Annotated in this window: 19 protein-coding genes; 10 read left to right on the forward strand and 9 right to left on the reverse strand. The window is 69.0% G+C overall.

The annotated features are described in order from the left end of the window. From GPX89_RS10890 to GPX89_RS46220, 6 genes are all read right to left on the reverse strand, one after another. Positions 1-1,281, reverse strand: coding sequence for a vWA domain-containing protein (locus tag GPX89_RS10890; protein ID WP_157387395.1), 1,281 nt, complete (start codon positions 1,279-1,281; stop codon positions 1-3). 2 nt (positions 1,282-1,283) lie between these two features. After that, positions 1,284-2,225 carry a protein phosphatase 2C domain-containing protein gene (locus tag GPX89_RS10895; RefSeq protein ID WP_157387396.1) on the reverse strand — a complete coding sequence of 314 codons (942 nt, stop codon included), beginning with the start codon at positions 2,223-2,225 and terminating at the stop codon, positions 1,284-1,286. Positions 2,226-2,242: 17 nt separating this feature from the next. Further along, entirely contained in the window at positions 2,243-4,474 is a 2,232-nt protein-coding gene (locus GPX89_RS10900) for a serine/threonine-protein kinase (protein ID WP_157387397.1), read from the reverse strand. After that, positions 4,471-5,691 (reverse strand): hypothetical protein, encoded by a 1,221-nt coding sequence (locus GPX89_RS10905; protein WP_157387398.1) that lies wholly within the window; start codon positions 5,689-5,691, stop codon positions 4,471-4,473. Before GPX89_RS10905 ends, GPX89_RS10900 begins: the two co-directional genes overlap by 4 nt. A gap of 141 nt (positions 5,692-5,832) precedes the next feature. After that, positions 5,833-6,645: a PaaX family transcriptional regulator C-terminal domain-containing protein gene (locus tag GPX89_RS10910; protein WP_157388108.1), complete on the reverse strand. Its 813-nt coding sequence runs from the start codon at positions 6,643-6,645 to the stop codon at positions 5,833-5,835. A gap of 68 nt (positions 6,646-6,713) precedes the next feature. Continuing rightward, positions 6,714-7,946 carry a serine aminopeptidase domain-containing protein gene (locus GPX89_RS46220; RefSeq protein WP_157387399.1) on the reverse strand — a complete coding sequence of 411 codons (1,233 nt, stop codon included), beginning with the start codon at positions 7,944-7,946 and terminating at the stop codon, positions 6,714-6,716. A gap of 90 nt (positions 7,947-8,036) precedes the next feature. On the opposite strand from GPX89_RS46220, the gene GPX89_RS10920 reads away from it, so the two are divergent. Further along, a complete protein-coding gene (locus GPX89_RS10920; RefSeq protein WP_157387400.1) occupies positions 8,037-8,888 on the forward strand; it encodes an acyl-CoA thioesterase in 852 nt (283 codons plus the stop codon). A 3-nt stretch (positions 8,889-8,891) separates the two neighbouring features. On the opposite strand, the gene GPX89_RS10925 is transcribed toward GPX89_RS10920, so the two are convergent. After that, the gene (locus tag GPX89_RS10925) at positions 8,892-10,583 is read right to left on the reverse strand and encodes an APC family permease (RefSeq protein ID WP_157388109.1); all 1,692 of its coding nucleotides are present in this window, start codon (positions 10,581-10,583) and stop codon (positions 8,892-8,894) included. Positions 10,584-10,791: 208 nt separating this feature from the next. On the opposite strand from GPX89_RS10925, the gene pdxT reads away from it, so the two are divergent. The 8 genes from pdxT to ruvB all read left to right on the forward strand — a co-directional run bounded on the left by pdxT (position 10,792) and on the right by ruvB (position 16,264). Then, on the forward strand, positions 10,792-11,415 hold the full coding sequence (gene pdxT / locus GPX89_RS10930; RefSeq protein WP_157388110.1) for a pyridoxal 5'-phosphate synthase glutaminase subunit PdxT: 624 nt from the start codon (positions 10,792-10,794) through the stop codon (positions 11,413-11,415). Between the two features lie 53 nt (positions 11,416-11,468). Beyond that, positions 11,469-12,221, forward strand: coding sequence for a YebC/PmpR family DNA-binding transcriptional regulator (locus GPX89_RS10935; protein WP_157387401.1), 753 nt, complete (start codon positions 11,469-11,471; stop codon positions 12,219-12,221). Between the two features lie 184 nt (positions 12,222-12,405). Next, the gene (locus GPX89_RS10940; RefSeq protein WP_157387402.1) at positions 12,406-12,825 is read left to right on the forward strand and encodes a hypothetical protein; all 420 of its coding nucleotides are present in this window, start codon (positions 12,406-12,408) and stop codon (positions 12,823-12,825) included. 12 nt (positions 12,826-12,837) lie between these two features. Beyond that, complete coding sequence (locus GPX89_RS10945) at positions 12,838-13,362, forward strand: O-acetyl-ADP-ribose deacetylase (RefSeq protein ID WP_157387403.1); 525 nt, start codon at positions 12,838-12,840, stop codon at positions 13,360-13,362. A 98-nt stretch (positions 13,363-13,460) separates the two neighbouring features. Further along, positions 13,461-13,901, forward strand: a complete 441-nt coding sequence (locus GPX89_RS10950) for a hypothetical protein (protein ID WP_157387404.1) — start codon at positions 13,461-13,463, stop codon at positions 13,899-13,901. 96 nt (positions 13,902-13,997) lie between these two features. Further along, the gene (gene ruvC / locus GPX89_RS10955; protein WP_328601703.1) at positions 13,998-14,567 is read left to right on the forward strand and encodes a crossover junction endodeoxyribonuclease RuvC; all 570 of its coding nucleotides are present in this window, start codon (positions 13,998-14,000) and stop codon (positions 14,565-14,567) included. Further along, positions 14,564-15,166 (forward strand): Holliday junction branch migration protein RuvA, encoded by a 603-nt coding sequence (ruvA, locus tag GPX89_RS10960; protein ID WP_328601704.1) that lies wholly within the window; start codon positions 14,564-14,566, stop codon positions 15,164-15,166. Before ruvC ends, ruvA begins: the two co-directional genes overlap by 4 nt. Positions 15,167-15,172: 6 nt before the next feature. Then, positions 15,173-16,264, forward strand: coding sequence for a Holliday junction branch migration DNA helicase RuvB (gene ruvB / locus GPX89_RS10965; protein WP_157387406.1), 1,092 nt, complete (start codon positions 15,173-15,175; stop codon positions 16,262-16,264). Positions 16,265-16,271: 7 nt separating this feature from the next. Here ruvB and GPX89_RS10970 read toward each other — a convergent pair whose 3' ends face one another. Then, positions 16,272-17,240 (reverse strand): NADP-dependent oxidoreductase, encoded by a 969-nt coding sequence (locus GPX89_RS10970; RefSeq protein ID WP_235947067.1) that lies wholly within the window; start codon positions 17,238-17,240, stop codon positions 16,272-16,274. Positions 17,241-17,310: 70 nt separating this feature from the next. Here GPX89_RS10970 and GPX89_RS10975 point away from each other — a divergent pair, with 70 nt between their 5' ends. Next, positions 17,311-18,288 (forward strand): GlxA family transcriptional regulator, encoded by a 978-nt coding sequence (locus tag GPX89_RS10975; RefSeq protein WP_235947069.1) that lies wholly within the window; start codon positions 17,311-17,313, stop codon positions 18,286-18,288. A 269-nt stretch (positions 18,289-18,557) separates the two neighbouring features. Here the strand turns inward: GPX89_RS10975 and GPX89_RS10980 are convergent, their stop codons facing one another. Then, complete coding sequence (locus GPX89_RS10980) at positions 18,558-20,189, reverse strand: HNH endonuclease signature motif containing protein (protein WP_198347363.1); 1,632 nt, start codon at positions 20,187-20,189, stop codon at positions 18,558-18,560. Positions 20,190-20,244: the final 55 nt, after the last annotated feature.

The raw sequence follows: 20,244 nt of genomic DNA on the forward strand, positions 1-20,244 counted from the left end.
TCACCGCTTGTGCACGCGAGAAGTCTTGGTGGACCGCGTGTCCAGCGTCATCTCGTCGGCCTTGCGCACCGCCGACTTCAGACGCACCGTCCCGGTCCGGGCGTCGAGCACATCCACGACGCCTTCGAGCAGCTTGGCGGTGTCCTGGTTCCCCGACGCCGCCGCGATCTGCACCGCCCGCCCCAATTTCTTGGTGGCGGTATCGAGATCGCCGTCGCGCCGCGCGGCCAACCCCTCCTGGATGACCCCGGCGAGCTCGGCCTGCCCGGTGTAGTGCGCCACCTCCGGGCTGATCTTGCTGGACTGCGCCACGTCATCGGTCCACACGGCCTTGACCATGCCCTGCCCGAGCACCTCGCCGCCCAGCACCAGGCTGACCCGCCCGGCGAGCATCACATCGCCCACGCCACCGGCCGCGACCTCGATACAGATGTGATAGTCGCGGCTCTCCGCGCCACCCCACGAGCCCGTCGGGTATTCGCCCACCTGCGCACCGGTCTCGGTACGCCGCCCGCTCAGATCCAGCAGCTCGGGCGCGACCTGTTTGACGAACTTCACGTTCGCCCCGCGCGGCGTCCACAACCGCAGCGACACATCGGCGACCGACTTGCCCATGGCCGCGGTGGTCATGGCCTGGAAGTCGGCCACCAGATCCTTGGGATCGGCCACGATATCGCAGGTGCCGAGCAGCGCGGTGGACACCTTGCGCAGCTCCGCGATCTCCCAGTCGGTGCCCACCCCGCGGCAGTCACACAGGAAAACGCCCTGGCTGGAAAGGATTTCGGCATCCAGCTGCTGCGGCGTCTCGTGTTCGTCGCGCCCGTCGGTGAGCAGGATGGCGTGCCGCAGCCCGTCCCGGTTCCCGAACAGCTGCCGGGCCAGCCGCAGCCAGTTGCCGATGGCGGTGCCGCCGCCCGCGCGCAGATTCTGCACGGCGGCAATGGCATTGGCCTTGTTGCCAGGCGTCGCGGTGATCAGCGTCGGCGTGACCGGGTACACCATGCGCGCCACGTCGGTGCCCGCCACCACGGCGAACTCGACGCCGTCGCGCACCGCCGAAATGGCTGCCGCCGTGGCGTTCTTGGCCGCGGCCAGCTTGCCGTAGCTGTGATCCATGCTGCCCGAGCAGTCGACGATGATCACCTCGGCCGCCCCGCCGTGCGCGGGCATCGCGCCGCCGCCGGTGGCGGTCACCGTGACGACCGCGTTGACGCGGGTCGCGCCCGCGGGCAGGTACTCGTTCTGGAAGGTTTCGATCCGGAAACCCAAGGGGTCGTTCATGATCAGTTGTTCCTCGAGGTAGCAGGGAACGAAGTAGCAGGGAACGAGGTAGCGGGAAACGGCGCGACGGCGACAGTGATGTTGTCGCCGCCGCCCGCGGCGTTCGCCAGATCGGCCAGCTGGTGGGCGGTGGCGAGGGGAGCGGTCCGGGCCTGCGGCAGCGCGAGCTCGGTGAGAGCGTCGGCGCCGGGGAAGTAGTTCCACAGGCCGTCGCTGCACACCAGTACCGCGCCCGGCCCGTCCGGAACGAACGTGCGGACATGGGGTTCGATGCCGACCGCGTCCGCCCCCAGCCAGGCGGTGAGCGTGTGCGCGTCCGGCATGGACATGGCGGTGGCCTCGTCCACACCGAGCTCTACCAGGCCCGCGGCCACCGAATCGTCGGTGCTCAGCTTACGCGGCGGGGTCGCGTCCGGGGCATCGGTCAGCCAGTAGGCGCGACTGTCGCCGATCGACCCGACGGTGACCGAGCTCGCCGTCACGACCGCCGAGACGATGGTGCACGACGGCGTACGGTCACCGCTGTCGCCCAGTGCCGCAACGGCATCCGCCGCCGCCCCGATCGCCAGAATGGTCGCGGCTTCCGCACCCAGCCCCGCGCTCAGCTCGGCCGTCAGCCGCTCGGCCGCGGTCGAGGCGGCGCGCGCCGCGGCGTCGTCGGCATGATCGGAGCTCGAAACCCCGTCGCACACCACGACGATCCGGATCCCGGACCCCTCCAGCACGCGCACTGCCATCGCGTCCTCGTTGTGCGCGTGCCGTTTCCCGCGATCGGTCACCGCGGCGACCGTCCCCAGATCGATGTCACGCCGGTCCGGCGCCGGGCCGGGCGGCGGCGCCTCACCCGTCAGCGACGCACCGCAGTCCTCACAGAAGCGGTCGCCGTCGGCGAATTCCGCACCGCATACCGGGCACACGCCGGTCTCCTCCGTTATGGCCGTCATCGCGCTTCCCATACCCCTCATACCCAACTCACCGGCCGGATCGCATTGGCCCGGTTCACCAGATCCCGTCGCGCGAGCTTGTCCGAGGACAGCCGCGCCAGTTCTCGATACTGCGATTCCAGCGCCCGTCGCAGGTCGCGATCGGCGAAGGGATGCCCGAGCACGGTCGCGCCCGGCTCGCCCGGAGACACCGCGGTCAGGCCGCGCGCCGCGTCGAGCACCTCGATACTGCGCCACGCCTTGTGTTCCGGATCCAGCGCCAGCGCCTCGAGCCGGTTGCCCGCGGCCACCAGATACCGTCCCGAACCGCCCGCCAGCTGCGCGCCGAACGCGGCGAGCTGCGCGGCGGTGTGATGGCTGGAGCTGGCCGGGACCGAATCGGCGGCGCTGATCGCACCGTCGATATCCCGCTCCTGCAGGCGGGTGCGGGCCAATCCGAAAGCGGCGCTGGGATATCCGTGGTCGGTCCGCCACACCTGGAAGTAGAGCCGCGAGGCCGCGTCGTGGTCACCCGCGCACTCCCGCGCGGCCGCCAGCGCCAGTTTGGTCGCCGCCTCGCCGGGCAGCATGCCGTAGACGGTGTCGAACGCGTCCCGCGCGGCCGTGAAGTTCCCGCCCGCCAGCGCGGCGAGCCCCCGATACCAGGTGATCCGCCAGTCGGCGTCCTCGGATTCCTCCCATGCCGCCAATTCGCCCAGCGCCGTGGCGATGTCACCGGCCTCGATCCGGGCGCGGATCAATGCCAGGGTCACCTCCGGCGAGGAGACCGGCGCGGCCTGCAACGCGGCCACCAGTTGGCGGGGATCCCCGATCGAGGTGGTCGCCAGGAATCCGGCCGCCGGGTCGGTGGGGTCGACCATCGGCACCGGCAGCGCCGCGGCGATGACCCCCGGGGCCGGAATCGCCGGCCACTGTTCCGGGTCCGCCCCGAAAACCTTCCGCTCCCCGCTGAACACGCTCGACAGCGCCGGTCGCGGCTGCCCGTCCTGGGCGGCCACCACCTCGCGCAGTACGCCGATGATCTGCTCGGCCATCTCCGACGCGGATCCGAACCGCTCGTTCGGATCGGCGGCGGTCGCGCGCTCCAGCAGCCGCCGGAACGACGGGAACTGCGCCAGCAGCGGCACTTCCGTGGCGGGCGGCAGCGTGTAGCGGTAGGTGCCGCGGTAATCGAAGTTGAAGGTGAGCACCGCCAGCGTGCGCGCCACGGTGAACAGATCCGACTCCACCGACGCGCCTTGGTCTTCCAGCTCCGGCGCGCAGTAGCCGTCGGTCTTGAATCCGGCGCTCTCCTCGTCGTCCATGTGCCGGACCGCGCCCAGGTCGATGAGCTTGAGCTGCTCCTCGGTCTGAATCATGTTGTCGGGCTTGAAATCGCAGTACAGCAGGCTCTGACTGTGCAGGTAGCCCATGGCGGGCAGGATCTCGAGTATGTAGGCCAGACCCTGGGCCAGCGGCATCGGCTGCAGGCCGCCCATCGCATCTCGCTGGGAGCGTAGCTCTTTCAGCGACGCGCCGCCGACGTACTCCATGACGATGTAGCCGATGGGCTCGTTGGTGCGCGGGTCCGGGTGCTTGACGAAGTTGAAGATCTTGACGATGTTCGGGTGCTCCACCGTCGCCAGGAACTGGCGTTCGGCCACGGCCGCGGCCATGGCGTCGGCGTCACCGGTGTCCAGCAGGCCCTTGAGCACCACCCAGCGGTCGCTCACATTGCGGTCGCGCGCCAGATAGATCCAGCCCAGGCCGCCGTGCGCCAGACAGCCCAGCACCTCGTACTGGGCGGCCACCAGATCCCCGGCCGCCAGTTTGGGGGTGAAGGAATAGGCGGTGCCGCAGTTGCGGCAGAAGCCCTCGGTGCGGCCGGGCACGCCCTCGCGGCCGCGGCCCACCCGCTGGCCGCAGTTGCTGCAGAAACGCTCGTGCTCCGGCACCTGCGGATCGGCCATCACCGCGGTGGACGGATCCCGGTACGGCACTTGCGGAATCGACACCAGGCCCGCGCCCAACCGGCCACGACTGGATCGCGCCGTACGGGTCGACCGGGACGAGGAGCGACTCGATCCGCGCCGGCTCTGCCGCGCCGAGCCCGCGCGGGAGGAACCGGCGAGCGTCCCCGAATGCGCGACCGCAGCCGAGGCGCCGTTGGTCGTGGGAGGGGCCTGCGTCGTGGCCGGGGCCAGCCCGCATTCGTCGCAGAACCCGTCCAGGATGGTGCCGCCGCAATCGGGCCGCGTGCAAGTGCTCATCGTGATGCCGTCTTCTCGGTGATCGCCTGCTGATACTCGGTCACCGCGCGGGTGGCGGCGGCGAGATCGCAAGGGGAGGAATGTAAGAGGTCGTGGGCTCGGCGATAGTGCGCGTCGACCACAGGGTCCTCGCTCAGTCGCAGCCGCGCGGCCTTGACGCGGTAGGCGTCGACGCGGCCGCGTAGTTCGTCGCGGCGATCGAGCAGCGCCTGGGCGTTGTCGCGCGCGGTGTCGGCGCTCGCGCGGGCGCGCTCGACATCACGGGTGAACGCGACCACGTCGTCATTGATCCGCGTCCAGTGCCGGTCCGTGCCGGAGTGCAACCGGCCGAGCCGATCCCGCAGCGGCGCGAGCGGTTCCATGGGAGTGGGGGAGAAGCCCAGGATCTTCGCGCCGGTGATGGCGGCGGCGGTGTGCGCGGCCCGCTCGGCGGTCTCGGTCTCGGCCACCGCCGCGGCGAGACCGTTCAGCCGCTCCGTCACGGTGGCGCGCCGACCCGCCAGTTCCCGCAGTTTCAGATGCACGTCGTCGATATCGCGATTCAAGACCGCGGGGTCATCATTGTCGGTGTGTCGTTCGGCGAGGCTGAGTGGATCCGACATGGCCAGCGTCCGTTCGCTATTCAACCGGCCCTCGATCTCGTCCAGCCGCGCCAGCAGCGGATGCGCGATCGCGGCCAGGTCCAGCTCACCCGCGAGCCGCCGCGCCTCCGCCAGCCGCGCGCCGGCCCGATCCACCCCCGGCAACAGCGTCGAGGACACCGCGTCCGCCGCCGCCGCGACCTGCGCCACCTCGCGATAGGCCGCCGTCATCTCCGCCACCAGCTGCGCCAGCGTCATCGACCGCCGCACCGCCGCGGGACCCAGCAGATCGCGTTCACCCAGCGGAATCGCCTGCGGGGCAAGCACAACCGAGGGCCCGGCCAGCAACGCCGTCAGCTCGGTCAACTCCGTCTGCCCCGGCCGCGCCCGCCGCGTCCGCACCGCGTGCGCCCTCCCGACCACATCCTCGAACAGCCGGAACTGTGCCCACATGGCATCCAGCCGGGCCCGCGCCGACGCCCAGCGCGCCGCACTGATCCCCGTCAACGGCACCTTGTCGAGGAACCGCACACCCGGATGTTCCTCCAGCTCCGCGAGATTCGCGGAGATCTCACCATGGTCGGCGTCGAGCCGGGCCAAGGCCTGATCGACCTCGGCGATTGCCAACACTGGCATTCCCCCCGTTTGCGTATGGACAACCTCTTCGGGCGTGAGCCCGTCAGCACATGCTGCCACCGCAGAGCGTAAGCAAACCGTAAGGATTTCAGGTGTTCCAGGCCACAGCTCTGGCGGGTTCGCAGACGATGTGCTGTCGGTCTAGCGTCGTGCGCCGGTGATCTCGGCGAGTGCCCGCGCGTACCAGCGGAAGAGCCGAATGGGCGGCAGGGCGGCCGCATCCAGCTCTGTCCAGCATTCCGCGACCGCCGCGCGGGCCGTCGCACCGATCCACGGCCGGGGCAGCAACTCGGGCGGCAGCAGGGGATCCGGCTCGAGGGCGCGGTCGAATTCCGCGGCCAGAACCAGAGCGAGCGTGAGCCGCGCGGTCGCGTCGGCGGACGGCAGCGCCGAGAGCACGCGCTCGGCCGTGCCGAGCAGTCGTTCATGTCCGGCCGCGAGCCGATCCAGCGGCCACAGCCGGGCCGCCAGCTCCGAGCTCTCGGTGCTTCCACCGATCGACAACTCCGTACTGGCCAGCGTGGTGAGCTGCCCCCCGATCCCGAGTTCGCCCGCCGTTGCCCGAAGCTGGTCCTCCCAGCCGTGCGCCGACACGTACAGCCCGCCCTGAATCGCCACGCCCCCGAGCCCGACGATGGTGTCCCGCATGGCATCCCGCGCCGCCCGATTCGCCTCGGGCACCGCGAACGCCGCGAGATGCCACACCCCGTCCCACGGCGCGAGCCCCCGATCCTGCGCGTACATCAGTCGCAGGTACTCGATCTCGGGCGTGAGCACCGCCCGCGTCTCCGCCGTGGCGCGCAGCACCGCCCTGCGCCCGCGCCCCTCGTGCGTGAACTGCCCCTCGGCCACCAGCCTCTTGATACACAGCCGCACCTGCTGATCGCTCATGCCCAGCGCCGCCGCGACATCGTAGAGCTCCGCGGCGTCGATGGTGGCGTCCTCGCGGATCATGCTCTCCACCAGCGTCCGCGTCGGAATCTCCGTCCCGTCGTCCAGCACCGGCACTCCTCACTCGCGCTCTAGCCCATCGGTTCCCGTTCGAGCACCACCGGCGAACCGACACTGCCCAATTCGCGACCCAGGTCGGCGAAGAACCGCCGCGGATCGATGACCGCCTCCGGCGGATGCACCCCGGCCCGGCGGGCCGTGCCGTCGATGACCTGGGACATGCCCAGCGCCAGCGGGATCCCGGTGGCCCGCGCCATATCGCCGAAAAGCGTACCGGCCGGGCCACCGTCGATGACCGACCGGTTCAGATGCGCCAGCACCCGGCACTCCCGCCGCGCCCGTACCCCCGACAGCGCCGCGAAGAACGGCGGCAGCGTGCCCGGTCGATATCCCGGCGCAGCACTTCGAGATAGGCCAGCGTCCACGGCGTCACCACCATGAGATTGGCCGCATCCCCGACCGGTTTCAGGCTGCGCTGCAAGGTGCTCGGTTTCGGAGACATTGACATTGATGTCGTGCCCGCCCAGCGCGAGCATCGTCGGAATCCGCATCTGAGCAACGGTTTCGGAGCTGTCGGCGAGATAGTTCCGCATGGCGAACCCCCACCGATCCGCGCTCATGGGCGGGGAATCCGTGGTGGTTGTGCGATATCGGTCGTAACTCGCACCCTCGCGCAGCAGCGTGAGATCGTTCGCCCGCCGCTGCAATTCCGCGGTCACCTCGGCGTCGGGAGCATTGCGCTCCCGCAGCTCGATCCGCAGGTTGTACTCACCCTGCCGCAGCCAATTGATCGCCGGCCCCGCGAGAATCATGAACCGCAACTCCGGATGCCGGGCCGCCACCTCTGGCAGCACCCACCCGGCCTGGCTGATGCCCCACAGCCCGATGCGGCTCGCGTCGATCTCGGATCGCCCCCGCGCCCAGCTCAACGCCGCCTCGGTCTCGACCGCCCGATCGTGCATGCTCTGTGCGAGCCAATTGCCCTGTGCGCCATTGACTCCCGGCTTGTCCCAGGCCAGCGACGCGTAGCCGGCCCGAGCGAACGCTTCCCAGATCGGCTGGTAGAACCCGTCGCGGTCGGCGGTGGCCGGACCGTCGCCGTGCACGAAAACCACCAGCCCGAACGGCCCGTCACCCCGCTTGGGCAGAGCCAATGTCCCCTGCAACGGCTGCGCCGCACCGGTGATCGTGACCCGCTCCTCGCGAATCGCGAAGTCCTGCGCCACGATCACCCATCCGCCGATCGACAGCACAAGGGCGGCAACACAACTCGCGGCGATCACGGCCCGGCGCTTCCAACTCATGAAACTATCGTATCAAACACGTCCGTTGCGTAAACGATAGATTTGGTCCGGTTGTTAGCCTGAGCGCGACCAACGCGAAGGGACTGGTGCATGGCGACGATCGAAGAGGCGCTTGAAATAGAGCAACTCGAACGCGACATCTTCCGCGGTGCGTCCACCAAGACGCAGCTGCCGCGCACCTTCGGCGGGCAGGTGGCCGGGCAGGCGCTGGTGGCGGCGGTGCGGACGGTGGATCCGCACTATCAGGTGCATTCGCTGCACGGGTACTTCCTGCGGCCCGGGAATCCGGAGCAGCCGACGGTGTACCTGGTCGACCGCATTCGCGAGGGCCGGTCCTTCTGCACCCGGCGGGTGACCGGCGTGCAGAACGGTGAGGCCATCTTCACCATGTCGGCCTCCTTCCACGTCGGCGACGAAGGGCCCGTGCATCAGGACGTGATGCCCACGGTGCCGCCGCCGCTGGAGCTGCCCGACGCCAAGGAGTCCATGAGCCCGGAACGCCTGTGGGCCATGCGCGAATGGGAGCACTGGGACATCCGCACCATTCCGCAGGACGACGTGGACCGTCGCGAGGGCACCATCGCCCAGCAGCAGGTGTGGTTCCGCTACCGGCACGCGCTGCCCGACGATCCGCTGTTCCACGTGTGCACGCTCGCCTACATGAGCGATATGACGCTGCTCGGCTCGTCGAAGGTCATCCACCCCGACGAGCCCACCCAGAACGCCTCGCTCGATCACGCCATGTGGTTCCTGCGCCCGTTCCGCGCCGACGACTGGCTGCTCTACGACCAGCAGTCGCCCAGCGCCGGAGCCGGCCGCGCCCTGACCGGCGGCCGCATCTGGAACCAGGCGGGGGAACTGGTCGCGGTGGTCATGCAGGAGGGCCTGACGCGTACCTTCCGCGACCCGCAGGCGGCGTCCTACCCGCCCGGAACCGCCTGAGCCTCAAGCGATCTGCACCCGCAGGTGGCAGACCACCGTGTCGGGCATCTTGCGCAGCACCCGCTCCAGCTCGTCGCTGCGGTGGCTGGGCAGCACGTGATTCCATCCCGCGGGCGGCTCGACCTCGGCGATCACCACCACCTTGCGCCGCCCAGCGAAGTTGTCGCGCACGTAGCGCGCCACCGGCCCGCCGACGGTCGAATCGCCGTCCTCGAGCAGCAGCAGGCGCACGTCGGGATGCCACGCCTCCCATTCCTTGGTGAACACGGTGATGTTCTCCCCGGGCAGGCACACGTGCAGCGCGGTCACGTCGCGGCCCAGTGACATGGCCGCGCTGAGCGCCTCCCGGCTCAGCTCCGACACCTCCGAAACCGGCACCACGATGGCGGTTTCGGTGGCCTTCGGCTCGGCGGGCACGCACCCGATGCCCCGGCAGCCGTCGATACGGCCGTAGATCTTGCGAATGCGTTCCATCGCCAGCACCAGCAGCGGCAGGACCAGCACGATCAGCCACGCGCCCGCGGCGAACTTCATGGAGGTGGTGACGACCAGCGCCACGAAGGTCAGCACCGCGCCGACACCGTTGAGCGCGATCCGCCAGCGCCAGCCCGGCACCCGCTCGGCCAGCCAGTGCCGCACCATGCCGGCCTGCGCGATGGTGAAGCCCACGAACACCCCGATGGCGAACAGCGGCACCAGCGCGTTCATATTGCCCTCGGAGGCGATCAGCAGCACCGCCGCCGAAAGACCAAGGGCCAGAACGCCGAACCGATACACCTGCCGCGGAGAGGTCACCGCGAACCGGTGCGGCAGGCAGTTGTCGTCGGCGAGGATCTTCGTCAGCGTGGGCAGCCCGCCGTAGGAGGTGTTGGCCGCCAGCGCCAAGAGGATGACGGTCGCGAATTGCACGATGTAGTAACCGATTCCGTGTCCCAGCGCGGCCTCGGTGAGCTGGGAGAGCACGGTGGTCCCGTCGAGCGGCCGGATCGAGAACTTCTCGATGAGGGTGGCCAGCCCGATCAGCATGACGCCCAGCAGCACGCCCAGCGCCACCTCCGCCCGCTGCGCCCGGCGCACCTTGGGCGAACTGAAGCTGGGTACCGCGTTGGCGATCGCCTCGACACCGGTCAGCGCCGCGCAGCCGCTGGAGAAAGCCTTGAGCAGCAACAGGATTCCGATGGTGCGCGCGTTCTCGGATACGGCAGCGCCGGTGGCCACGGCGGCCGGTTCGCTGCGCAGCAGACCCGCGACGACGACCACCAGGATGCCCGCCACGAACACCACGGTCGGGGCCATGAACGCGCGGGCGCTCTCCCGGATGCCGTAGAGGTTCAACGCCGTGATCCCGACCAGCACGGCCAGGCAGATCCAGACGGTGTAGCCGAACAGCGCCGGGAACGCCGAGGTCAGCGCCGCCACGCCCGCGGCGATGGACACCGCCACATTGAGCACGTAATCCACGATGAGCGAGGCCGCGGCCACCAGGCTGGTCCGATGCCCGAGCCGTTCCTTGGCCACCGCGTACGCGCCGCCGCCATTGGGGAAGGCGGCGATGACCTGCCGGTAGGAGGCGATGAGCACCGCGAGCAGCACCACGATGGCCAGGGTGACCGGCAGGGTGAACCCGAGCCCGGCGGTGCCCGCCGCCGCCAGCACCAGCACGATGGCCTCGGGACCGTAGGCGACCGAGGCCATGGCATCGAGCGAGAGCCCGGCCAGCCCGGTCGCGACGGTCAGCCCGTGCCGGGGCGGCGGCGCGTCGACTCCGCCACGCGGCCCGGGCGAGGTTTGCGGAAGCAAATCAGTCACAAGCCGCAGTGTTCACCTCGTGCCCGAAATGGACACTAGTCCTAACGAAACCCTGACAGCCCGGGTGAGCAGGGCCACAACGACCCGCGAACGTATGCTCGACGGCGTGAAACCGACAATTGGCGTGCTGGCCCTGCAGGGAGACGTGCGCGAACATGTGCACGCGCTCGAAGCTTGCGGAGCGACCGCGGTGCCCGTGCGCCGCGAATCCGAGCTCTCGGCCATTGACGGTTTGGTGATTCCCGGCGGCGAATCCACCGCCATCAGCAAACTGCTGGAAGTCTTCGACCTGCTCGAACCGCTGAAGCAGAAGCTGCGCGACGGCCTGCCCGCCTACGGCTCCTGCGCGGGCATGATCCTGCTCGCGAGCGAGGTCCTCGACACGCGACCGGATATGAAGCCCCTGCACGGCATCGACATGACGGTGCGCCGCAACGCCTTCGGCCGGCAGGTCGATTCCTTCGAAGCCGACGTCGAATTCCAGGGCCTGAACGACGGCCCGGTCCGCGCCGTCTTCATCCGCGCCCCCTGGGTCGAGAAGGCGGGCGCGGGCGTCGAAGTCCTGGCCACCGTCCCCTCCGGCCCCGCCGCCGGACGCATCGTCGCCGTCCGCCAGGGCAACGTCATCGCCACCTCCTTCCATCCGGAGGTAACCGGCGATCTGCGCGTCCACAAGCTGTTCGTCGACACCGCGGTGCGTCCGCGCGCCGGTGTCTGACGTACTCTCGAATGTCGGACACCATTCAGCCCCCTGAAACGAGGAAGTAGGGAATGAGCGGCCACTCCAAATGGGCCACCACCAAGCACAAGAAGGCCGGGATCGACGCGAAGCGCGGCAAGCTCTTCGCCAAGTTGATCAAGAACATCGAGGTGGCGGCCCGCACCGGTGGTAGTGACCCGGACGGCAACCCGACTCTGTACGACGCCATCCAGAAGGCGAAGAAGTCGTCGGTGCCGAACGACAACATCGAGCGCGCCCGCAAGCGCGGCGGTGGCGAAGAGGCCGGCGGCGCCGAATACCAGACCATCATGTACGAGGGCTACGGCCCCAGTGGTGTCGCCCTGCTGATCGAGTGCCTCACCGACAACCGCAACCGCGCGGCCGGCGAGGTGCGCCTGGCGGTCACCCGCAACGGCGGCAATATGGCCGATGTCGGTTCGGTGTCGTACCTGTTCTCCCGCAAGGGCATCGTGACCCTGGACAAGGCCGGGCAGTCCGAGGACGACATCCTCATGGTCGTGCTCGACGCCGGCGCCGAAGAGGTCAACGATCTCGGCGAGGAGTGGGAGATCATCTCCGAGCCCGGCGACATGATCGCGGTCCGCACCGCGGTGCAGCAGGCCGGTCTGGACTACAACTCCGCCGAGTCCGGCTTCCAGCCGTCGATGACCGTCTCCGCCGACGCCGACCTGGCCCGCAAGGTGTTCAAGCTCGTCGACGCGCTCGAGGACAGCGACGACGTGCAGAACGTCTACACCAACCTCGACGTGAGCGACGAGGTGCTGGCCGAGCTGGACGCGTAGCAGGCCGACTTCGACGCGGGCCGCCTCCCGGAACGGGAGGCGGCCCGCGTCGTATCCTCTGCCCGCGTCGCGAATCATCCTTCCGGCACAGCGAATTCGGGGTTTTCCCCGATGCGCCCGAAACCTCCTGTGCGACAGGCTGTATCCCGGGTCGGGTCAGAACTAGCCAGGAGTTGATTCACGCATGGCAACCCGGTTGCTGATCGGCCTGAGCGCCGCCGCCCTGATCACCGCCGCGCTCGCCCCGGCCGCCTTCGCCCAGGATCTGGCCGAGGGAGTCTCGTGCAGCGACCACAGCTGCCGCAACGACACCGACGACATCTACCGCGTCCAGATCCGGGTGCAGTGCTCGGGTTTCGGCGGCACCTACGAGACGCCGGTCTGGGTGAACAGTCATACCACCCAAGAAGTGCAGGTCGGATGCAACGGCCGGACGGTGCCCGGTGCGACGCATCCCGGATCTCCCACGATGGGCCCGGACGGCAAATGGGATTACAACACTCCGATGGTGACCGACCCGCCCACCTATGAACCCAGCTACGTCACGGGCATCGACTATCTCAGCGCCGCGGTCGACAACAGCAGCCGCCGTCTCGCTGGGTAATATCCTGGGCTCATGCCCGAATTGATTGCCGTGCGAGGCGATATCACCGAGCAGCACGTGGATGCCGTGGTGAACGCGGCCAATTCCTCCCTGCTCGGTGGCGGGGGAGTGGACGGCGCGATCCACCGCAAGGGCGGCCCCGAGATCCTGGCCGCCTGCCGCGCCCTGCGCGCCTCGCAGTACGGTCGCGGCCTCCGTACGGGCCAGGCGGTCGCCACCACCGCCGGAAACCTCCCCGCGCAGTGGGTGATCCACACCGTCGGCCCGGTCTGGTCGGCCACCGAGGACCGCTCCGATCTGCTGGCCTCCTGCTTCCGCGAATCCCTGCGCGTGGCCGACGAACTCGGCGCACGCACCGTGGCCTTCCCCGCCATCTCCACCGGCGTCTACGGCTGGCCCATGGACGACGGCGCGCGCATCGCGGTCGACACCGTGCGCGACACCGAAACCCAGGTCGAGCAGGTGCGATTCGTCCTCTTCGCCGAGGACGCGCTCCGTATCTTCGCCGCCACGCTGGCCGCGCCTCATCCTTCCTGACACAGCGAATTCGGGGTTTGCCCTGATGTGCGCGAAACCTCCTGTGCGACAGGCTGTATCCCGGGTCGGGGCAGAACTAGCCAGGAGTTGATTCACGCATGGCAAATCGGTTGCTGATCGGCCTGAGCGCTGCCGCGCTGATCACCGCGGGTGCGGGCGCGCTGGCCCCGGCGGCATTCGCCAAGGACCTCGCCGACGGGGTGTCCTGCAGCGGCAGCACCTGCCGCAACGACAACGACGACGCCTACCGCGTGCGGATCCGGGTGTCCTGCATGAACTTCATCGACGGCTACGACTCGTCGGTCTGGGTCGCCGCGCACTCCACGGCGCGGGTACCGGCCGACTGCCCCGGCCATTGGAAGCAGGGACCGTCGCGACTCGGCACTCCCAAGATGGATTCCGACGGCAACTGGAGCAGCCCCACCTGGGAAAACGGTCCCGACGAATTCGAGCCCGGCTTCGTGACCGATATCGAATATCTCAGCGCCACAGTCGACAACAATCGCCCGGCCCCCGCGCCCAGCGGCAGCGGTTCCTGATTTCCCACCCGGCCCGCCCCGTGTCGATGGACAATGTCGCCGCGAGGTTCCGTTAGACTCTCGAACAGTTGTTCGTTCACGGTGAGAGGGGTTTCGGTGCGGGTGATGGGCGTCGACCCCGGGCTCACCCGGTGTGGCCTCAGCGTCGTCGACGGCAGCATGGGCCGCAAGGTCACCATGGTGCAGGTCGACGTGGTGCGCACCCCGCCGGAAATGGATCTGGCGCAACGACTCCTGCTCGTCGCCGACGGCGCGGAAGCGTGGATGGACACCCACGAGCCGGAAGTCGTGGCCATCGAACGGGTCTTCTCCCAGCACAATGTGCGCACCGCGATGGCCACCGCGCAGGCGGGCGGCGTGATCGCCCTCGCCGCCGCGCGCCGCGGCATCCCGGTCCACTTCCACACCCCCTCACAGGTGAAGGCGGCCGTCACCGGCAACGGTTCCGCCGACAAGGCGCAAGTGACCGCCATGGTGACCCGTATCCTCGGCCTGGCCGTCGCACCCAAACCCGCCGACGCCGCCGACGCGCTCGCCCTGGCCATCTGCCACTGCTGGCGCGCCCCCATGCTCGACCGCATGGCGAAGGCGGAGGCGATGGCCGCGGCGCAACAGCGTCTGTACGAGGAACGACTTGCCCAGCAACGGAAGGCGGTAATTCGGTGATCGCGTCGGTACGCGGCGAGGTGCTCGAGATCGGACTCGACCATGTGGTGATCGAGGCCGCCGGAGTCGGCTACCGCCTCAACGCCACCCCCGCCACGCTAGCCGGGTTGACCCGCGGCGAGGACGCCCGGCTCTACACGACGATGATCGTGCGCGAAGACTCGATGACCTTGTTCGGCTTCGCCGACACCGAGGCCCGCGAACTGTTCGTCCTGCTGCAGACGGTGTCGGGCGTCGGCCCCAAACTGGCGATGGCCGTCCTGGCGGTCCTCGAACCCGAGGCCCTGCGCAAGGCCCTCGCCGAATCGAACGTGGCCGCCCTGACCCGGGTCCCCGGCGTCGGCAAGCGCGGCGCCGAGCGCATGGTCGTCGAACTGCGCGACAAGGTGAATCTGGTTCCCGTGCAGTCCGGTCCGGCGGGCACCCCCGCCCCGATGGCGACCCCCGTGCGCGAGCAGGTGGTGGACGCCCTCATCGGTCTCGGCTTCCCCGCCCGCCAGGCCGAAGGCGCGGTCGACGCGGTCCTCGCCGACGACCCGGCCCTCGGCACCTCGCAAGCCCTGCGCACGGCCCTGGGTCTGCTCGGCAAGAATCGATAGGCCGCCATGACAGACGATTTCGACGATTTCACCGACAACACCGAATCCGCCGTCACCGCGAGCTACCTGCAATCCGACGGCGAGATCGAGGCCAGCCTGCGCCCGAAGTCCCTCGACGACTTCATCGGCCAGCCCCGGGTCCGCGAACAGCTGGCCCTGGTCCTGCGCGGCGCGAAACTGCGCGGCGGCACCCCCGACCACGTACTGCTCTCCGGCCCACCGGGATTGGGCAAGACGAGCATGGCCATGATCATCGCCGGTGAACTCGGCACCGCCCTGCGCCTGACGTCGGGCCCCGCCCTGGAACGCGCCGGAGACCTGGCCGCCATGCTCAGCAACCTGGTCGAAGGCGACGTCCTGTTCATCGACGAGATCCACCGCATGGCCCGCCCGGCGGAGGAAATGCTGTACCTGGCCATGGAGGATTTCCGAGTCGACGTGGTCGTCGGCAAAGGCCCCGGCGCAACCTCGATCCCGCTCGATATCGCCCCATTCACCCTGGTAGGAGCCACAACCCGGTCAGGCGCCCTGACCGGACCGCTGCGTGACCGCTTCGGCTTCACCGGCCACATGGACTTCTACGAGCCGGACGAGCTGAAACTCATCCTGGAACGCTCCGCCCGAATCCTGGGCGTCCGCCTGGAATCCGACGCCGCCGCCGAAATCGCGGGCCGCTCCCGGGGCACGCCCCGCATCGCCAACCGCCTGCTCCGCCGAGTCCGCGACTACGCCGAGGTGAAGGCCGACGGCATCGTCACCCCCGAGATCGCCCACGCCGCATTGGCCGTCTACGACGTGGACGTCCTCGGCCTGGACCGTCTCGACCGTGCGGTACTCGGCGCCCTGATCCGCAGCTTCAACGGCGGCCCGGTCGGCGTCTCCACCCTCGCCGTGGCCGTGGGTGAAGAAGCCGCCACCGTCGAGGAAGTCTGCGAACCCTTCCTGGTCCGAGCGGGTTTGGTGGCCCGCACTCCCCGCGGCCGCGTCGCGACCGCAGCCGCGTGGGAGCACCTGGGCCTGGTCCCGCCCCCCGACCTGGTCTTCGGATCCATCGAAGTCCGCCCGCGCGAACCACAATTGGACCTGTTCGAGCCGTAGACGTTCCTCAGTCGACGGTGAGCACCAGCTTGCCGACGGTACGGCCGGTGTCGCCCAGCGCATGCGCCTTGGCGGCATCGGCCAGCGGGAACGTTCCGGCGACGGTCGGCCGCAGCGTGCCGGACTCCGCCATTTCGCGCAACGCGTCCATCCCCGCGTGATCGGCCTCGACCAGCAGCGACACCCCGCGCACACCGAGTCCGTCTGCGGCGGCACGCAACTCGTCGCCCTTACCGCCGCGGATCGCGACCACGATGCCGCCGGGCCGCAGCGTGTTCAGCGAACGGATGGCGTGGGCTTCATCGATCGGGTCGAGCACCATGTCGATGTCGCGGATGGTTTCGGTGACGTCGACAGCGTGGTAGTCGACCGCTTCATCGACACCGATCGACCGCAGGAAATCATGATTCGGCGCGCTCGCCGTGCCGATGACATACGCGCCCCGCGCCTTCGCGATCTGCACCGCGAAGTGTCCGACCCCGCCCGCCGCCGCATGAATCAGTACCCGCTGTCCTGCTTGCACATTCGCGGTATCGACGATGGCCTGATAGGCGGTGAGCGCGGCCAGCGGGATGGCGGCCGCCTCGACATGCCCGAGGTTGGCGGGCTTACGAGCGAACGCCCGCGCGGTGACGGTGACATACTCCGCGGCCGCGCCATGCCCGTGCGGGTAGGGCAGCATGCCGAAGACCTCGTCACCCGGCTGGAACAGCGTGACACCGACACCGGTGGCGACCACCTCACCGGAGACGTCCCAGCCGAGCACGAACGGCGGCGCCGGCAGGAACAGTCCCCGCAACGCCCGATGCTTCCAATCGGTCGGGTTGAGTGCGGTGGCGTGCACGCGCACCAGAATCTCGCTCGGACCCGGCTGCGGCACCGGCAGTTCCACCGCGTGCAGCACCTCCGGCCCGCCGAGCACGTCCTGGCCGATGGCGTTCATGGTGGTGGGAATGGTGATGTCCTTCTCGCTCATGCCTCTCAGCTTGCCGCCCGCACCTCCACCGGAAAATGGCATGATCGCCATTATTCGATAGGATCGTGCCATGCAGTGCGAGGACAAGCCCGACTCGATGACAACCCCGCCCCACCGGGTGGTGGTGCTCGCCCTCGACGGCGTCTACCCCTTCGAACTGGGCATCCCGAACCGCGTCTTCGGCACCGCCGACGGCCGATACGAAGTGATCACCTGCTCCCTCGACGGCACCCCCGTCCGCAGCAACTCCGACTTCGACATCGCCGTCGCCCACGACGCAAGCGTGCTGAAAACCGCCGACACCGTGGTCATTCCGCCCTGCGATGTGCTCCCCATCCTCGAAAACGGCCTCCCGCAGGCCGTTTCGGAAGCCCTCGCCCTCATCCGCCCCGGCGTCCGCCTGGTCTCCATCTGCACGGGCGCGATCGTGGTGGCCGCCGCCGGTCTACTCGACGACCGCCCCGCCACCACCCACTGGAACTTCGCCGACCGCTTCCGCCGCACCTTCCCGAAGATCCACGTAGACCCGAACGTCCTCTACGTCGACGACGGCGACATCCTCACCTCCGCAGGCGCCACCGCCGGAGTAGACCTCTGCCTCCACCTCATCCGCACCGACCATGGCAGCGAAGTCGCCAACATGGTCGCCCGCCGCTGCGTGGTCCCGCCATGGCGAGAGGGCGGCCAAGCCCAATTCATCGAACAACCCGTGCCGCCGCCGACCGCCGCAGGCACCGCCGACGCCCGGCAATGGGCCCTGGAAAACCTCCACCAACCGCTGAGCATGTCCGACCTGGCAGACCAGGCCCGCATGAGCGGCCGCACCTTCGCCCGCCGATTCCGGGACGAGGTGGGAATGAGCCCCGGACGCTGGCTGATCCAGCAACGCGTCTTCCGCGCGCGTGAACTGCTGGAAACGACGGAGCTTTCGGTGGACCGGATCGCGGGTGAAGTCGGTTTCGCTACCGGCACATCGCTTCGGCAGCATCTCCAGGAAGCAATCGGGGTCGCACCGCTGGCCTATCGGCGAACCTTCCGGTCCGGATAAACAGACAAAGACAAAGGCGAAAATGCCTCGGTGTGTCGGGGGTTCGGGCCTGGTCGTGTCGGACGGGGAGGGTGTTTGGGGTTTTTATCTTTGGTTTTTGTCTCGAGAAGGTGATCCGTGCAGTCCGTGGGCCGGTAGGCGAGGTGACGGCTCCCAACCCGGCGTCAGCCCAAGTCCGGTAGGGCAGGCGAGGCGACCACACTTCAGGTACCTCCGATCGAGGCGCAATCCCATTGCTGGACCATGCACCCTGGCAGTCTTCCCCCGTGTTACCTGGCCTTGAGCGTGTGAATCACATGTTGTGCCGAGCCTGCCGAACCTCCCCGCGCCCGTCGTGCCGCCCGCCGTGCCCCGCGTCGCTGCGCGGGCGTGCTGTAGACGTGCAACATCTCGGTCATCTCGTTCTCCGCCTCCCCGGGATCCCACACCGATCCATGCGGTTCGGCATCCGGGACTCCGCCAGCGGTAACCGGTGCCACGAACCGAGTCGGGAACAAGAACGCCACACCTTCGGGCTGGGTGGTAACCGATTGCCCAGTCGGCGTGACCCATTCGACCTCCCGATTCGGGTGGTGCAGGACGCGCCATTGATTGCGGTGGTTTTCGGCGTGGGTCTTGAGCCGGTGATGGCGACGACACCGCGCCCCGAGGTTGTCCTCGGTGGTGTGCCCACCGGAGAGGGGGTCGTTGTGATCGAAGCGGTCCTGATGGTCGAGATCGGTGGCTGCGGCGGGGATCTGGCAGCCCGGGGCCCGGCACGTCCCGTCGAGCGCACGCACGCGCGCGGCGACGCGGGCTCCCGGCCGGTACCGCAATTCCGTTTCCGCAGATGGGGTGTCGGTTGAGCTGGTTTGGCCGGGTATTCTCCGGTCGGGGATGCCCTTCGCGCTCACCTGGTCTGGTGTGTGGTGTGCCGGGAAGCGCAGCGCGAGCCCGGCGTCGGCACAAGCAGCGTGCGGTTCCGTGGCGGGCACGGTCATCTGAGCGGTGGTGGTGTCGGTGATGAGGTCGAAGCGGGCGTAGCGCGCGAGTTGACGGGCCAGGTCGGCGTCGATCGCGCCGAATCCGGCCAGCAGGGCTGGGTTGTCACGCAGCCCGGCCAAGGTCTCGGCTGAGACACCCACCTGCACAAGTGCTTTGCGCGGGGCCGGGGTGGTCGCGTCGATCTCGGCCCGCGGGCAATCGGACCGACCGCACTGGCAGGTGAGGCGGCCGGTGCCGTCGGCGAGGGCGACCAGGGCGTCGGCGCGCCGTTGGGCAGTGGTGCGTGGATCCGAACCGCACACCTGCGTCGAGGCCATCTCCCGCAACCGCTCGTAGAGGGTCTGCCCACCGGCGGCGGGCAGCACCGCGTCCACGACCGCGGTCCCGTTGTCGGCAGCGGTCACACTCACGTACCGGTCGGCCTCAGCGCCCTTGCGGCGCACCGCTTCACCCTCCGGATCGGTCTCGAGCAGCCAACGGCGTGCGGTGCGCCTGATCCGCGCCGGATCGGCCTGCTCGGCATAGGCGGCGACCTTGGTCTCCAACCCCGCCAACACGTCTTCGGACACGTTGGTCAGGGTCTGGCTGATCGCACGCGCCTGAGCCAGGTCGATGCGCCCGGCCGCGAAGGCCTCGCGAGTGGCGGGGTAGCGATTGTCGAGCCCGAGTCCCAGATTGATCGCCAGATCGGCCGCACGCTGAGACATCTTCAACGCGATCCCGATCTCGGTGGCCGTGTCCTCGCCCGCGTAGAGGTACCCGACACCGAGATCGAGCTGCTGGGCACGGCGCAGCTGGTACAGCTGCGTCATCAACGCGATCTCTTCGGCCTGCAGCGCAGCTATCTGTGAGTGCACCACGCGAAGCTGTTCGACCACCGTGCGGTCGAAGAAGGCTTCAACAGGGATTTCACTCATGAAATCGATCATAGTTTCGAATCAAGCGACACGACAGCACGATCAACACAACATG

It is taken from the genome of Nocardia terrae, from assembly GCF_009760405.1.
Classification (GTDB): Bacteria; Actinomycetota; Actinomycetes; order Mycobacteriales; family Mycobacteriaceae; genus Nocardia; species Nocardia terrae.